The sequence below is a fragment of the Streptomyces sp. NPDC048370 genome, assembly GCF_043200825.1.
Classification (GTDB): domain Bacteria; phylum Actinomycetota; class Actinomycetes; order Streptomycetales; family Streptomycetaceae; genus Streptomyces.
This window is the reverse complement of the sequence record NZ_JBICYI010000012.1, coordinates 210,860-225,887: the sequence shown is the minus strand read 5'-3', so window position 1 is coordinate 225,887 and position 15,028 is coordinate 210,860. Positions and strand designations below refer to the sequence as shown.

The window sequence follows — 15,028 nt, the reverse complement described above, 5'->3', positions numbered from 1 at the left end:
CATGACGACGACCACCACCACGGAAAACACGGCAGCGGCCTCCACCGCCGCCACCGTCCTCGACGCCAGCGGCGTCACCATGCGCTTCGGCGGACTCACCGCCGTGCGCAACGTGGACCTCACCGTCCGCGAGGGCGAGATCGTCGGACTCATCGGCCCCAACGGCGCCGGCAAGACGACCTTCTTCAACTGCCTCACCGGTCTGTACATCCCCACCGAGGGACAGGTCAGCTACAAGGGCACGGTCCTCCCGCCCAAGCCGCACCTGGTCACCAAGGCCGGCATCGCCCGGACCTTCCAGAACATCCGCCTCTTCTCCAACATGACGGTCCTGGAGAACGTCCTCGTCGGACGCCACACCCGGACCAAGGAGGGCCTCTGGTCCGCGCTGCTGCGCGGCCCCGGCTTCAAGAAGGCGGAAGTCGCCTCCCGCGAACGGGCCATGGAACTCCTCGAGTTCGTCGGCCTCGCCGCCAAGGCCGAGCACCTGGCGCGGAACCTGCCCTACGGCGAACAGCGCAAGCTGGAGATCGCCCGCGCCCTCGCCAGCGACCCCGGCCTGCTCCTCCTGGACGAGCCGACCGCCGGCATGAACCAGAACGAGACCCGCACCACCGAGGAACTCGTCTTCGCCATCCGTGACAAGGGCATCGCCGTCCTCGTCATCGAGCACGACATGAAGTTCATCTTCAACCTGTGCGACCGCGTCGCCGTGCTCGTCCAGGGCGAGAAGCTCGTCGAAGGCACCTCCGAGGTCGTCCAGGGCGACGAACGCGTCGTCGCGGCCTACCTCGGCACGCCGTTCGAGGGCGCGCCCGGCGCGGAGGAGGTCGCCGAGGTCGAGGCGGCGGAGGCGCACGCGGAGGCCGAGGCTGAGGCCGAGGCCGCCGAAGCCGAGGCCGAGACTGAGGAGGCTCCCTCGGAGGAGGCCCCCGAGGCTCCCGAGGCCGACGCTCCGGCAGCGGACAGCACCACCGAAGGAGACACCAAGTGACCGCTCTTCTCGAGGTCGAGGACCTCAGGGTCGCCTACGGCAAGATCGAAGCCGTCAAGGGCATCTCCTTCTCCGTCGAGGCCGGCCAGGTCGTCTCCCTCATCGGCACCAACGGCGCCGGCAAGACCACGACCCTGCGCACCCTCTCGGGCCTCATCAAGCCCAGCAGCGGAAAGATCACCTTCGACGGCCAGGTCCTCAACGGGATCCCCGCCCACAAGGTCGTCTCCCTCGGCATGGCCCACTCCCCCGAGGGCCGGCACATCTTCCCCAAGCTCACCATCGCCGAGAACCTCCAGCTCGGAGCCTTCCTCCGCAAGGACAAGGACGGCATCGAGAAGGACATCCAGCGCGCCTACGACCTCTTCCCCATCCTGGGCGAACGTCGCAAGCAGGCCGCCGGAACCCTCTCGGGCGGTGAGCAGCAGATGCTCGCCATGGGCCGGGCCCTGATGTCCCAGCCCAAGCTGCTCATGCTCGACGAGCCCTCCATGGGCCTCTCCCCGATCATGATGCAGAAGATCATGGAGACCATCGCCACCCTCAAGGCCGAAGGCATGACCATCCTGCTCATCGAGCAGAACGCCCAGGCCGCCCTGTCCCTCGCGGACCACGGATACGTCCTCGAGGTCGGCAAGATCAAGCTCTCCGGCACCGGGCAGGACCTCCTGCACGACGACGAGGTCCGCAAGACGTACCTCGGCGAGGAGTAGCCCGTCCCCACGGACAGAAGGCCCGCCCCACAAGGATGTGGGGCGGGCCTTCTCGTACTCGGTGGCGCGTGGGCGCCGCTCCTACTGGCCCTTGGCCGCCTTCTTCTCCTCGGCGTCCTCGATGACCGCCTCCGCGACCTGCTGCATCGACATGCGCCGGTCCATCGACGTCTTCTGGATCCACCGGAACGCGGCGGGCTCGGTCAGGCCGTACTGCGTCTGAAGGATCGACTTCGCCCGGTCGACCAGCTTGCGCGTCTCCAGCCGCTGCGAGAGGTCCTCGACCTCCTTCTCCAGCGCCCGCAGCTCCGCGAACCGCGACACGGCCATCTCGATGGCCGGCACGACGTCACTCTTGCTGAACGGCTTCACCAGGTACGCCATGGCCCCGGCGTCCCTGGCACGCTCGACGAGGTCGCGCTGCGAGAAGGCGGTGAGCATGAGGACCGGGGCGATGGACTCGCCCGCGATCTTCTCGGCGGCGGAGATGCCGTCCAGGACGGGCATCTTCACGTCCAGGATGACGAGGTCGGGCCGGTGCTCCCGAGCGAGCTCGACGGCCCGGGCACCGTCGCCGGCCTCGCCGACGACCGAGTAGCCCTCTTCCTCGAGCATCTCTTTGAGGTCCATGCGGATGAGGGCCTCGTCCTCGGCGATGACGACACGGGTCGTCAGCGGCGGGACGTGCGACGCGTCGGCATCGTCGGCGGCGGGCTGGGGCGACTCGGGGGCGGTCACGGGGGCTCCTCGTTGGCGGGCAAGCTGCTCCCCATGAGCCTACCTAGCTGCGGTATGGTGGACGCGCAGCGGGTCATCGGAAACCTTTGATTTCGCGGGCCCCGGTAGCCCAATTGGCAGCAGGCAGTGGATTCAAAACCCACACAGTGTCGGTTCGAGTCCGACCCGGGGCACCTTTCCTTCGATTCCAAGGTCACGAGCTAGCGATCATCGTTCACTCTCTCCGGTGAACGACTCGCGAAACCCACCCGGCGGCTAACCGTCGCGCACGATGCTCGCATGTATGTACGACCTTCAGACGCGCAAGCGCGCCCTGACACTCGTCGCCGAGGGGCGCAGCCTCAACTCCGTCAGCAAGCAGACCGGCATCTCCCGAGCCGCGTTACGGGCATGGACGACGCGACTTGAGCCCTTGCCGAGCGTCAACAGCCAGACCGTTCCCTGCCCAAGGTGCCGTCCACTACCGGGGGTACCGGAGAACACCCCCGCGTACTCCTACCTGCTCGGCCTCTACCTGGGAGACGGCTGCATCAGCGAGCATCCCCAAGGCGGCCACCATCTCCGCATCGCGTGCGCGGACGCCTGGCCGGGTTTGATCGAGGCGTGCCGCGCGGCGGTCCTGGGCGTTCATCTGGGGGCTCATCCACTCCGACGGGTGCCGGATCGTCAACTGGACCGAGAAGCTCATCGGCGGGCGCATGAAGCGGTACGAGTACCCCCGGTATTTCTTCACCAACACGTCCGCCGACATCATCGGGCTCTTCACGGCCGCCCTCGACCTCGTCGGCGTCGAGTGGAAGGGCGCCAGACAGTCGCGTACCGCGCAGAACATCTCCGTCGCCCGCAAAGCCTCCGTCGCCCTCATGGACCTCCATGTCGGGCCCAAGTCCTGAACCACGGTCAGGGAGTTCGGGTGACCGGGTCGCCGATGTGGTGGACGTGGACCAGGTTCGTGGAGCCGGGGACGCCCGGAGGGGAGCCGGCCGTGATGACGATCGTGTCGCCCTTGCGGCAGCGGCCGATGCGGAGGAGCTCCTCGTCGACCTGGGCGATCATCGCGTCCGTCGAGTCGACGTGGGGGCCCAGGAAGGTTTCCACGCCCCACGTGAGGTTGAGCTGGGCACGGGTGGCCGGGTCGGGGGTGAAGGCGAGGAGCGGGATGGGTGAGCGGTAGCGGGAGAGGCGCTTGACGGTGTCGCCCGACTGGGTGAAGGCGACGAGGAACTTCGCGCCGAGGAAGTCGCCGATCTCGGCGGCGGCCCGGGCCACGGCTCCGCCCTGGGTGCGGGGCTTGTTGCGTTCGGTGAGGGGCGGGAGGCCCTTCGCCAGGACGTCCTCTTCCGCGGCCTCCACGATGCGGCCCATCGTGCGGACGGTTTCGATCGGGTAGCGGCCGACGCTCGTCTCGCCGGACAGCATCACCGCGTCCGTGCCGTCGATGACCGCGTTGGCCACGTCGCTGGCCTCGGCGCGCGTCGGGCGTGAGTTGTCGATCATCGAGTCGAGCATCTGGGTGGCGACGATGACCGGCTTCGCGTTGCGCTTGGCGAGCTTGATGGCGCGCTTCTGGACGATCGGGACCTGTTCGAGGGGCATTTCGACGCCGAGGTCGCCGCGGGCGACCATGATGCCGTCGAAGGCGGCGACGATGTCGTCGATGGCCTCGACCGCCTGGGGCTTCTCGACCTTGGCGATGACGGGGAGGCGGCGGCCTTCCTCGTCCATGATGCGGTGGACGTCCTCGATGTCGCGGCCGCTGCGGACGAAGGACAGGGCAATGATGTCGGCTCCGGTGCGCAGGGCCCAGCGGAGGTCGTCGATGTCCTTCTCGGAGAGGGCGGGGACGGAGACGGCGACTCCGGGGAGGTTGAGGCCCTTGTGGTCGGAGACCATGCCGCCTTCGACGACGCGGGTGTGGACGCGGGGACCGTCGACCGCGGTGACTTCGAGGGTGACGCGGCCGTCGTCGACGAGGATGCGCTCGCCGGTGGTGACGTCGCCGGCGAGGCCCTTGTAGGTGGTGCCGCAGGTGGTGCGGTCGCCTTCGTGGTCTTCGACGGTGATGGTGAAGTCGTCGCCGCGTTCAAGGAGTACGGGACCTTCACGGAAGCGGCCGAGGCGGATCTTCGGGCCTTGAAGGTCGGCGAGGATGCCGATGCTTCGGCCGGTCTCGTCGGCGGCTTTGCGTACGTGCTGGTAGCGCTCCTCGTGTTCGGCGTAGGTGCCGTGGCTGAGGTTGAATCGGGCGACGTCCATTCCGGCTTCGACCAGTGCCTTGATCTGGTCGTACGAGTCGGTGGCGGGGCCCAGGGTGCAGACGATTTTCGCTCGGCGCATGGTTCGAGCCTAGGGCTTACCGGCGGGTAGTTGAGGGGTCGGGCATGGCCGTTCAACAACCTTTGCGTGAAAGGTTGTTGACAAGTCTTGAATCTGTGCGGGTGGGTGCTCCGATGAGCACGTCGGGCCGGTTCGGGGCGACCCTCTACAGCGTCGGTGGGGTCATGGTGAAGCGGGCCATGACCTCGGCCGTGACGGTCTGTCGCTGGGGTTCGAGGTCGAGGGGTGGGGCCGTGTCGACGGATTCCGCCGCGAAGGCCATCCGCATGCCGCCCACCGGGGCGGGCGGGGGGACGAGGCCGGTGTCCGAGAGTTCGAGGAGGGCGGCCAGGGAGGTGCCGAGCGCGTCGGCGTAGGCGCGGGCGCGTTGGACGGCTTCCCCTACCGCCGTGCGGCGGGCCTCCGCGTAGGCCGGGGAGTCGGGGCGCAGTGCCCACCAGGGGCCGTCGACGCGGGTGAGGTCGAGGTCGGCGAGGCGGGTGACGAGTTCGCCGAGGGCGGTGAAGTCGCCGAGTTCGGCGGTGAGGTGGACGTGGCCCTGGTAGGCGCGGACGCGTTCGCCGCGTCCGTGTTTGGCGGGTTCGGGGGTGATGGAGAAGGAGCCGGTCTCCAGGTTCTCGACGGCTCGGCCGTAGGACTTGATGAGGTCGAGGGCGAGGGTGTTGCGCCGTGTGAGGTCGGCGAGGGTCGTGGTCCGGTCCGTGCCGCGGGCGCTGATGGTGACGCCGACGCGGGCGATCTCGGGGTCGACGTCGAGTCGGGCTTCTCCGCGGACCGCGACCTGCGGTGCTTCGGGGGTCGGGTGGGGCGTCGACCGGGGGGTCGTCATGGCTGGCTCCCTCGTGGGCGCATCGCTGTGGTCCCGGATACTTTCCCACTCCGTAACCGGAAACCTCTGTTGCCGGTGGGACGGCGTGGGCCAGAATCTACGCGCGTTGTGCGCCACTGGACCAAGGAGAACACATGCCGTTGAACCGTCGGACGTTCCTGGAGAGCTCCGTCGCGGTCGGAGCCGGAGCCGCTGTCGCCACGGGGGCCGCGGTCGCACCGGCGCGGGCCCACGAGTCTCGTCCCCGGCCGGCCAAGCGGTACTCGTTCACCGTGATGGGCACGACCGACCTGCACGGCAACGTCTTCAACTGGGACTATTTCACCGACAAGGAGTTCGACGACAAGGCGCACAACGACGTCGGCCTCGCGAAGATATCGACCCTGGTCGATCAGGTGCGTAAGGCGAAGGGGAGGCGCAACACGCTTCTCATCGACGCCGGTGACACCATCCAGGGCACCCAGTTGTCGTACTACTACGCCAAGGTCGACCCGATCACCGCTCGCCGGGGTCCGGTGCACCCGATGGCGCAGGCCATGAACGCCATCGGCTACGACGCCGCCGCGCTGGGCAACCACGAGTTCAACTACGGCATCCCGGTGCTGCGGAAGTTCGAGGAGCAGTGCGACTTCCCGCTGCTGGGTGCCAACGCGCTCGACGCGAAGACGCTGCGGCCGGCGTTCCCGCCGTACAGCATGCACCGGTTGCGCACTCCGCACGGTCGGGACGTGAGGGTCGCCGTTCTCGGTCTGACCAATCCGGGGATCGCCATCTGGGACAAGGCGAACGTCAGCGGCAAGATGGTCTTCCCGGGTCTGGAGGAGCAGGCGGCGAAGTGGGTGCCGAAGCTGCGGTCGATGGGCGCCGATGTCGTGGTCGTGTCCGCCCACTCGGGTTCCAGTGGCACGTCCTCGTACGGTGATCAGCTTCCGCACATCGAGAACGCGGCCGGTCTGGTGGCCGAGCAGGTCCCCGGGATCGACGCGATCCTCGTGGGGCACGCGCACACCGAGATCCCTGAGTACCGGGTGAAGAACAAGGAGACGGGTAAGGACGTCGTGCTGTCCGAGCCGCTGAAGTGGGGGCAGCGGTTGACGCTCTTCGACTTCGACCTCGTGTGGTCGCGGGGCCGCTGGGTGGTGGAGAAGGTCGGTGCGCAGGTCCTCAACTCCAACACGGTGGAGGAGGACCCGGAGATCGTGGGGCTGCTGGCGGACGAGCACAAGAAGGTCGTGGCGTACGTCAATCAGGTGATCGGTACGTCCTCCGCGACGATGGCCACGGCCCAGGCGCCGTGGAAGGACGAGCCGATCATCGATCTGATCAATCACGTGCAGGCGGAGACGGTGCGGGCGGCGCTGGCCGGCGGCGAGTACGCTGCTCTGCCGGTCCTGTCGCAGGCGTCCTGCTTCTCCCGTACGGCGGCGATCCCTGCCGGGCAGGTCACCATCAGGGACGCGGCGGGTCTGTATGTCTTCGAGAACACCCTGGAGGCGCGACTTCTGACGGGTGCGCAGATCAAGGACTATCTGGAGTTCTCCGCGCGGTACTACGTGCGGACGCCGGCGGGGGCGCCGGTGGACACGGCGAAGTTGACGAACGCGGACGGCACGCCGGACTACAACTACGACGCCGTGTTCGGGGTGACGTACGAGATCGACATCGCCAAGCCGGCGGGTGATCGGATCGTGAACCTGTCGTACGGCGGTCGGCCGATCGATCCGGCGGCGCGGTTCGTGTTGGCGGTGAACAACTACCGTGCCAGCGGCGGTGGTGCGTTCCCGCATGTGGCGAACGCGCCGCAGCTGTGGGCGAATTCGGATGAGATCCGCAACACGATCATCCAGTGGGTGAAGGCGAAGGGGTCGATCGATCCGGGCCAGTTCGCGTCGGTGGACTGGAGGCTGACCCGGGACGGCGTGCCGGTGTTCTGATCACGGCGGTTCAGCTGTGCGTTGAGCTCGGTGTTCAGCTCTGAGTTCAGTTCTGAGTTCAGTTCTGTGTGAGAGGCGTCAGCGCCTGGCCTTGGGCCGGGATGCGTGGCGCCTCTTGCCGTTCCAGGCCGAAGCTGGTGAAGGCGGTGCGGCGCGGGAGGGGGTAGGGCTCCTTGCCGGTGAGGGAGTTGAGGATGGTGGCGCTGCGCCAGGCGGCGAGGCCGAGGTCGGGGGCGCCGACGCCGTGGGTGTGCTTCTCGGCGTTCTGTACGTAGACGGAGCCGGTGACGGACGGGTCGAGGACGAGGCGGTAGTCGGTGTCGATCCTGGCGCGTCCGGCGGAGTCGTGACGGAGGTAGGGGTCGAGTCCGGCGAGCATCCGGTCGACGGGGCGTTCGCGGTAGCCGGTGGCGAGGACGACGGCGTCGGTGGTGATGCGGGAGCGGGCGGACTGCTGGAGGTGTTCCAGGTGGAGTTCGACCTTGGTGGTGGCGACGCGGCCCGCGGTGCGGACACGGACTCCGGGGGTGAGGACGGCGTCGGGCCAGCCGCCGTGGAGGGTGCGTCGGTAGAGCTCGTCGTGGATGGCGGCGATGGTGTCGGCGTCGATGCCTTTGTGCAACTGCCATTGGCGGGGCACGAGTTCGTTGCGGGTGGGTTCGGGGAGTGAGTGGAAGTAGCGGGTGTAGTCGGGGGTGAAGTGTTCCAGGCCGAGCTTGGAGTACTCCATGGGGGCGAAGGCCTCGGTCCGGGTGAGCCAGTGGATCTTCTCGGCTCCGGCGGGGCGGGCGCGGAGGAGGTCGAGGAAGATCTCGGCGCCGGACTGTCCTGAGCCGATGACGGTGACGTGGTCGGCGGTGAGGAGCTGCGCGCGGTGGAGGAGGTAGTCGGCGGAGTGGATGACGGGGACGGTGGGGGCGTCGGCGAGTGGTTTGAGGGGTTCGGGGACGTACGGCTCGGTGCCGACGCCGAGGGCGACGTTGCGGGTGTAGGCGCGGCCGAGGGCTTCGGCTTCTCCGTCGGCGTCGAGTTGGGTGAAGTCGACCTCGAAGAGGGCGCGTTCGGGGTTCCAGCGGACGGAGTCGACCTGGTGGCCGAAGTGCAGGCCGGGGAGTTGGCCGCTGACCCAGCGGCAGTAGGCGTCGTACTCGGCGCGCTGGATGTGGAACTTCTCGGCGAAGTAGAAGGGGAAGAGGCGGTCGCGACTGCGTAGGTAGTTGAGGAAGGACCAGGGGCTCGCGGGGTCGGCGAGGGTCACCAGGTCGGCGAGGAAGGGGACTTGGAGGGTGGCGCCCTCGATGAGGAGGCCGGGGTGCCAGTGGAAGGCGGGGCTCTGTTCGTAGAAGGCGGCGTCGAGGCCGCCGGGGACGCCGTGGGCGAGGGCGGCGAGGGAGAGGTTGAAGGGGCCGATGCCGATGCCGACCAGGTCGTGGGGCTGGTCGAGGTCGCGCGGGGGGTGGTGGGGGCGCTGGGGGGTGCTGCCGGTCATCGGTCGGTGCTGCCTTCCGTCTGGGCCTCTACGAGGGTGAGGAGCTGTTCCAGGTCGCCGGGGGTGGTGTGGGGGTTGAGCAGGGTGACTTTGAGCCAGAGCCGGCCGTCTTCGTGGGCGCGGCCGAGGACGGCGCGGCCTTCGGTGAGGAGGGTGCGGCGGACGGCGGCGACGGTGGTGTCGTCGGCGTCGGTGGGGCGGAAGAGGACGGTGGTGAGGGTGGGGCGTTCGTAGAGCTGGAGGCCGGGGGACTTCTCGACGAGGTCGGCGAGGTGGTGGGCGAGGGCGCAGACCTGATCGACGAGGGCGCCGAGTCCGTTGCGGCCGAGGGCGCGCAGGGTGACGGCGATCTTGAGGATGTCGGGGCGGCGGGTGGTGCGGAGGGAGCGGCCGAGGAGGTCGGGGAGGCCGGCTTCGGTGTCGTCGGGTGCGTTGAGGTAGTCGGCGGTGTGGGAGAGGGCGGTGAGGTCGTTCGCGTCGCGTACGGCGAGGAGTCCGGCGGCGACGGGCTGCCAGCCGAGTTTGTGCAGGTCGAGGGTGACGGTGCGGGCGCGGTCGAGGCCGGCGAGGAGGTGGCGGTGGGTGTCGCTGAAGAGGAGGGGACCGCCGTAGGCGGCGTCGACGTGGAGGTCGGCGTGGTGGGCGTCGCAGAGGTCGGCGATCTCGGGGAGGGGGTCGATGCGGCCGGTGTCGGTGGTCCCGGCGGTGGCGACGACGAGGAGGGAGCCGTGGCCGTGGAGATCGGTGAGGGCCTCGTCGAGGGCGACGGGGTCGAGGGTGCCGTTGGGGGTGGGCACGGTGACGGGTTCGGGGAGCCCGAGGAGCCAGGCGGCGCGGTGGAAGGAGTGGTGGGCGTTGGCGCCGACGACGGTCTGGACGGTGTGGCCGGGGCCGTGGCGTTGTCGGGCGAGGAGGAGGGCGAGTTGGTTGGACTCGGTGCCGCCGGTGGTGACGAGGGTGGTGGAGGTGTGGCGGGTGATTTCGGTGTGCGGGTGCGCCTCGGCGGCGCGGGCGTCGGGCGTGTGGCCGGTCTGCGGGTACACCTCGCGGGCGAGGGCCTCGGTGACCAGGGCTTCCAGGGCGGAGGCGGCGGGGGCCTGGTCCCAGGAGTCCATGGAGGGGTTGAGGACAGAGGCGGCGAGGTCCGCGGCGGCGGCGAGTGCGAGGGGTGGGGTGTGGAGGTGGGCGGCGCAGAGGGGGTGGGAGGGGTCGGCCGCGCCTTCCGCGAGGGTGCGGGTGAGGGTGTGGAGCGCGGCTTCGGGGGTGGTGCCGGTCTCGGGGAGGGGGGCTCCTCCGAGGGCCTCGCGGACGCGGGCGGTGACGGCGTCCGGGCCGCCGGGCGGGATCGGGCCGCCGCGTGCGGCCGCGCCTTCCTGGAGGGCGGTGAGGACGGTCTCCAGGAGGGGACGCAGGGCGGTGGGGTCGGTCGCGAGGGGCGGGGTGGGCTCGGCACGCATGGGCACGAGCCTGCCGGGGGTTTTCAGGGTTTGTCCGTCGATGTCGCCGGAGCAACCCGAACGGGGGACGGGGCCTGGACAAGGCCCCGTCCCCCGTGATGGACGGCTCGTGGTGCGGCCCGGTGGTCGGGTTGTGCCCACCCGTTCCGCCCTGCGGAACGATGGCCCACAACCGGGGTGGGCGGGGGTTGTTGGGCGGGGCGAAGCCTCCGGCCGGGGTGGGTGGGGGTGGGCGGGTCCCGGGCCCGGCCGGGGCGGGCGGGTCCCGGGCCCGGCCGGGGCGGGCGGGTCCCGGGCCCGGCCGGTGGGTTTCGGGGCCGGATGGTGGGTGGGATGGGATCCGGGCCGGGCCCGGCCGGTTAGGGAGTGTCCGGAAAGTATGGTCGTCCGCCCGAAGGGCGGGGCTCGCGGCGTCCGGTGCGTGCGATCGCAAGGCGCCGGGATGCTCTCGTAGCGGAGCTACGTGGGCATTTCGGCAACGCGGCGAGCGTGCGTGCCGGGCGTCGCGAGCCAGGCCAGACTTTCCGGACGCGACCTAGGGCTTGCGGGTCTTCAGGGCTCGGTGGAGGTCGGCGAGTTGGTCGGTCAGCTTGCGGTGGAGGGCCGGGGTGAGGGTGGGGTCCTCGAGGTGGGATTCGCCCAGGGCCAGGGAGTCCTGGTCGATCGCGTACGCCGGGAAGGCGTGGCGGCCCGCCGCCTCCGCGATGGCCGGGCCTCGGCGGGCGCCGAGTGCGATGGCCGCCGGGTAGAAGCGGGGGACGTACTCCCGTACCAGTTCGGCCTGTTCGGGCTGCCAGAAGCCCTGGGCCGTGGCCGTGAAGAGGTAGTTGGAGAGGTCGTCCGTGTCGAAGAGGCGGGACCAGGCGGCCGCCTTCGCCTCCGGGGTGGGCAGGGCGGCGCGACAGCGGGCGGCGCCTTCCTGGCCGGTGGCGCTGGGGTCGCGTGCCAGTTCGGCGTCGATCGCGGCGTCGTCGACGGCGCCGAGGACGGCGAGGCGGGCGAGGATGCGCCAGCGCAGTTCGGGGTCGATCTCGGGGCCGCCGGGGACGGTTCCGTCCGCGAGCCAGCCGGCGATGGTGTCGGGCTGGGTGGCGCTGCTGATGAACGTACGAACGGCGGTGAGGCGCAGTCCGGGTGCGTCGCCGTCCTCGGTGTGGCGGATGAGGGTGCGGGCCAGGGCCGTGAGCTGCGCGAGGGCCGCGGGACGTTCGTCGAGCGGGAGGTAGCGGTCGGCGATCTGGGTGCGGGCGAAGGCGAGGACGCCCTGCACGATGGCCAGGTCCGTCTCCTCGGGGAGGTGGGCCACCGCGGTCGTGAGGTAGGCGTCGGGCTCCAGTTCGCCGTCGCGGACCATGTCGCGCAGGGTGTTCCAGACGACGGCGCGCGTGAGGGCGTCGGGGATGCCGGAGAGACCGCGCAGGGCGTTCTCCAGGGAGTGCTCGTCCAGGCGGACCTTGGCGTAGCTGAGGTCGCCGTCGTTGAGGACCACGAGGGCGGGCCGCGGGCCGGGCAGTTCGAGGGGCTCGGTCTGCGGGACGTCGATCTCCAGGTGCTCGCGCGGGACGAGGCGACGGCTGTCGACGAGGTCGCGGTCGTGGACGCCGACGGCGATGCGGTGCGGGCGGCTGCCGTGCTGGTGGACGGTGAGCGTGGTGCGGGTCTCGTCGCCGCCGAGTTCGGAGGTGAGGGTGTCGACGCCGGTGGTGCGGAGCCACTCGTCGGCCCAGGCGTGGACGTCACGGTCGGTGGCGGAGGCGAGGTTGTCGATGAAGTCGGCGAGGGTGGCGTTGCCGAAGCGGTGGCGCTTGAAGTGCGTGTTGATGCCGGCGAGGAAGTCCTTCTCCCCCATCCAGGCGACGAGTTGGCGCAGGGCCGAGGCGCCCTTGGCGTAGGAGATGCCGTCGAAGTTGAGCAGCGCGGACGCGGTGTCGGGGACAGCGTCGGGGTCGGGCGCGACGGGGTGGGTGGAGGGGCGCTGGTCGGCGTCGTAACCCCAGGCCTTGCGCTCGATGCCGAAGTCGATCCAGGTGTCGGGGAAGCGGTCGGAGCACGCTTCGTTGATCGTCTGGTAGCCCATGTACTCGGCGAAGGACTCGTTGAGCCAGATGTCGTCCCACCACTGCAGGGTGACGAGGTCGCCGAACCACATGTGGGCCATCTCGTGGGCGATGACCATCGCACGGGTCTGGCGTTCGGTGACGGTGACGGCGGAGCGGTAGACGAACTCGTCGCGGAAGGTGACGAGGCCGGGGTTCTCCATGGCGCCGGCGTTGAACTCGGGTACGAAGGCCTGGTCGTAGGAGTCGAAGGGGTAGGGCTCGTCGAACTTCTCGTGGAAGCGGTCGAAGCAGGCCTTGGTGATGTCGAGGATCTCGTCGGCGTCGATGTCGAGGTGGGGGGCGAGGGAGCGCCGGCAGTGGAGGGCGAAGGGCAATCCGGCGTGTTCGGTGCGGACGGAGTGCCAGGGGCCGGCGGCGACGCAGACGAAGTACGTGGAGAGCAGCGGGGTGGTGGCGGCCTTCCAGCGGCCGTCGGGCTGCTGCTCGGTGATGCCGTTGGCGAGGACGGTCCAGCCTTCGGGGGCCGTGACGCTCACGTCGAAGACGGCTTTGAGGTCGGGCTGGTCGAAGGCGGCGAAGACGCGCTGGATGTCTTCCATGAACGCCTGGGTGTAGACGTACGCCTCGCCGTCCGTCGGGTCGGTGAAGCGGTGCATGCCCTCGCCGGTGCGGGAGTAGCGCATGGTGGTGCTGACGCGCAGTTCGTGCTCGCCCTGGGTGAGGCTGAGGGGGAGGCGGTTCTCGGCGAGTGTGGCGGGGTCGAGGGGGGTGCCGTCCAGGGTGGCGGAGTGGAGCGTGACGGGCTTCAGCTCGACGAACGTGTCCCCGGCGGTGCGGGCGGTGAACCGGATCGCGGTCGTGGATTCGAAGGTCTCGTCGCCTGTGGTGAGGTCGAGGTCGACCGTGTAGTGCTCGATGTCGAGGAGCTGGGCACGGGTCTGCGCTTCGTCGCGCGTCAGTACGGACATGGGCCCATGCTGCCCGATGGGGTGGTGGCGGGGCACGGGGGTTCCGCCCAGTTCCGCCGAGAGCTCAGCGGCGGGTCGTCGTTTCCTCCGAGAGCCGGGCGGCGGGCCTCGTTTCCGCCGCGGGCTCGGCGGCGGAGCTCGTCTCCGCCGCGAGCTCGGCCACGGGGCGTCGGGCGCGCTCTCGTCGGGCGCGCTCTTGTCAGGCGAGGCCCGCGCCGGTGACGTGCGCGAAGGCGGCGGTGATCCCGGGGCGGTCGTAGCCGCTGGGGCTCTTGGCGCCGGTGGAGAGGAGGGCGTGGAGGAGGAGCCGGGCCTTGGCCGGGTCGAGCGGCCCTGCGGGGATGAGGCCCCGGTGCAGGAGGTCGTGTTCGGAGCCGGGGCCCCGGTAGGTGTGGGTGAGGGTCGCGCCGGCGCCGGTGCGGGAGGCGAGGACGACGGGGATCCGGCCGGCGAGCCGCTCCAGGGGGTCGACGAGCCAGGTGGGGACGTGGCCCGCGCCGAAGGCGGCGACGACGAGGCCGTCGTGGCGGGAGTCGATGTCGTCGAGGAGTTCGCCCCGGTCGCCGACGGAGAGGGCGACGAGAGCGATCCGTACGGCCGGATCGAAGTGGAGGGGGTGGATCGCGCTGGTGCCGGCGGGGCGGAGCAGGATGCGGGGTTCGCCTTCGACGACGGTGCCGAGGGGGCCTGCGCCCGGGGAGGCGAAGGTGGTGACGGAGGTGGTGTGGGTCTTGCGGACGAGGCGGGCGGCGTGGATCTCGTCGGCGAGGACGACGAGGACGCCGAGGCCCGCGCAGCCGGGGTCGGCGGCCACGGTGATCGCGGCGGCGAGGTTGGCGGGGCCGTCGGCGCCGGGCAGGTCGGGGCGGCGCATGGCGCCGGTGACGACGACGGGCCGGGTGGTCTCGCAGAGCAGGTCGAGGAGGAAGGCGGTCTCCTCCAGGGTGTCGGTGCCCTGGACCACGACGACGCCGGATCCGGCGGCGATGGCCTCGCGGACGTCGTGGGCGAGGGCCGCGAGGTCCTCGAAGGTGAGGGAGGAGCTGGGGAGGCGGCGGAAGTCGCGCAGCTCGACGTCGGTGGCGGCGGCGTCGGCGAGGCCCAGGCCGGCGAGGACCTCCGTGCCCGTCATGCGGCTGGCGTCGCCGCCGCGGGCGGAGATGGTGCCGCCGAGGGTGAAGACGGTGACGCGGTTCATGGTTGTGCTCCGTCCGCGATGGTCTCGTGGTGGCGAATGACCTCGGCGATGATGAAGTTCAGGAGTTTCTCGGCGAACGCCGGATCCAGTTTCGCGCTCTCGGCCAGTTCGCGCAGCCGGGCGATCTGACGGGCCTCGCGTGCGGGGTCGGCGGGCGGGAGCTGGTGGCGGGCCTTGAGGACGCCGACCTGCTGGGTGCACTTGAAGCGTTCGGCGAGCATGTGGACGACCGCCGCGTCGATGTTGTCGATGCTTTCGCGCAGCCGGGTCAGTTCCGTGGTGACGGACTCGTCGATCTCACTCATGAGCAG

General features: G+C 70.2%; 11 protein-coding genes, 1 tRNA gene and 1 pseudogene. 5 read left to right on the top strand and 8 right to left on the bottom strand.

All coding sequences use genetic code 11. From position 1 onward, the window contains the following. Position 1 precedes the first annotated feature (1 nt). Positions 2-994, top strand: a complete 993-nt coding sequence (locus tag ACGFYP_RS25365) for an ABC transporter ATP-binding protein (protein ID WP_393497887.1) — start codon at positions 2-4, stop codon at positions 992-994. Beyond that, on the top strand, positions 991-1,707 hold the full coding sequence (locus ACGFYP_RS25360) for an ABC transporter ATP-binding protein (protein ID WP_361958294.1): 717 nt from the start codon (positions 991-993) through the stop codon (positions 1,705-1,707). The genes ACGFYP_RS25365 and ACGFYP_RS25360 overlap by 4 nt, the downstream gene beginning before the upstream one ends. Positions 1,708-1,788: 81 nt before the next feature. Here the strand turns inward: ACGFYP_RS25360 and ACGFYP_RS25355 are convergent, their stop codons facing one another. Further along, positions 1,789-2,445 (bottom strand): response regulator, encoded by a 657-nt coding sequence (locus ACGFYP_RS25355; protein WP_315890818.1) that lies wholly within the window; start codon positions 2,443-2,445, stop codon positions 1,789-1,791. Between the two features lie 98 nt (positions 2,446-2,543). Here ACGFYP_RS25355 and ACGFYP_RS25350 point away from each other — a divergent pair. Together ACGFYP_RS25350 and ACGFYP_RS25345 are read left to right on the top strand one after the other, a co-directional pair. Beyond that, positions 2,544-2,618: transfer RNA gene (locus tag ACGFYP_RS25350), tRNA-Leu, on the top strand. Between the two features lie 110 nt (positions 2,619-2,728). Further along, positions 2,729-3,338: pseudogene (locus tag ACGFYP_RS25345) on the top strand (helix-turn-helix domain-containing protein). A 7-nt stretch (positions 3,339-3,345) separates the two neighbouring features. Here the strand turns inward: ACGFYP_RS25345 and pyk are convergent. Both pyk and ACGFYP_RS25335 read right to left on the bottom strand, forming a co-directional pair. Continuing rightward, on the bottom strand, positions 3,346-4,782 hold the full coding sequence (gene pyk / locus ACGFYP_RS25340) for a pyruvate kinase (protein ID WP_393497748.1): 1,437 nt from the start codon (positions 4,780-4,782) through the stop codon (positions 3,346-3,348). 145 nt (positions 4,783-4,927) lie between these two features. Next, positions 4,928-5,611 (bottom strand): SIMPL domain-containing protein, encoded by a 684-nt coding sequence (locus ACGFYP_RS25335; protein ID WP_393497745.1) that lies wholly within the window; start codon positions 5,609-5,611, stop codon positions 4,928-4,930. A gap of 134 nt (positions 5,612-5,745) precedes the next feature. Here ACGFYP_RS25335 and ACGFYP_RS25330 point away from each other — a divergent pair, with 134 nt between their 5' ends. Beyond that, positions 5,746-7,545 carry a bifunctional metallophosphatase/5'-nucleotidase gene (locus tag ACGFYP_RS25330; protein WP_393497743.1) on the top strand — a complete coding sequence of 600 codons (1,800 nt, stop codon included), beginning with the start codon at positions 5,746-5,748 and terminating at the stop codon, positions 7,543-7,545. A 58-nt stretch (positions 7,546-7,603) separates the two neighbouring features. Here the strand turns inward: ACGFYP_RS25330 and ACGFYP_RS25325 are convergent, their stop codons facing one another. From ACGFYP_RS25325 to ACGFYP_RS25305, 5 genes are all read right to left on the bottom strand, one after another. Further along, positions 7,604-9,034: a lysine N(6)-hydroxylase/L-ornithine N(5)-oxygenase family protein gene (locus tag ACGFYP_RS25325; protein ID WP_393497740.1), complete on the bottom strand. Its 1,431-nt coding sequence runs from the start codon at positions 9,032-9,034 to the stop codon at positions 7,604-7,606. Further along, positions 9,031-10,491: a pyridoxal phosphate-dependent decarboxylase family protein gene (locus ACGFYP_RS25320; RefSeq protein ID WP_393497737.1), complete on the bottom strand. Its 1,461-nt coding sequence runs from the start codon at positions 10,489-10,491 to the stop codon at positions 9,031-9,033. Before ACGFYP_RS25320 ends, ACGFYP_RS25325 begins: the two co-directional genes overlap by 4 nt. A gap of 535 nt (positions 10,492-11,026) precedes the next feature. Next, positions 11,027-13,519, bottom strand: coding sequence for an aminopeptidase N (gene pepN / locus ACGFYP_RS25315; protein WP_393497734.1), 2,493 nt, complete (start codon positions 13,517-13,519; stop codon positions 11,027-11,029). 199 nt (positions 13,520-13,718) lie between these two features. Next, positions 13,719-14,717, bottom strand: coding sequence for an asparaginase (locus tag ACGFYP_RS25310; protein ID WP_393497731.1), 999 nt, complete (start codon positions 14,715-14,717; stop codon positions 13,719-13,721). Next, entirely contained in the window at positions 14,714-15,022 is a 309-nt protein-coding gene (locus tag ACGFYP_RS25305; RefSeq protein WP_361958269.1) for a chorismate mutase, read from the bottom strand. Before ACGFYP_RS25305 ends, ACGFYP_RS25310 begins: the two co-directional genes overlap by 4 nt. Positions 15,023-15,028: the final 6 nt, after the last annotated feature.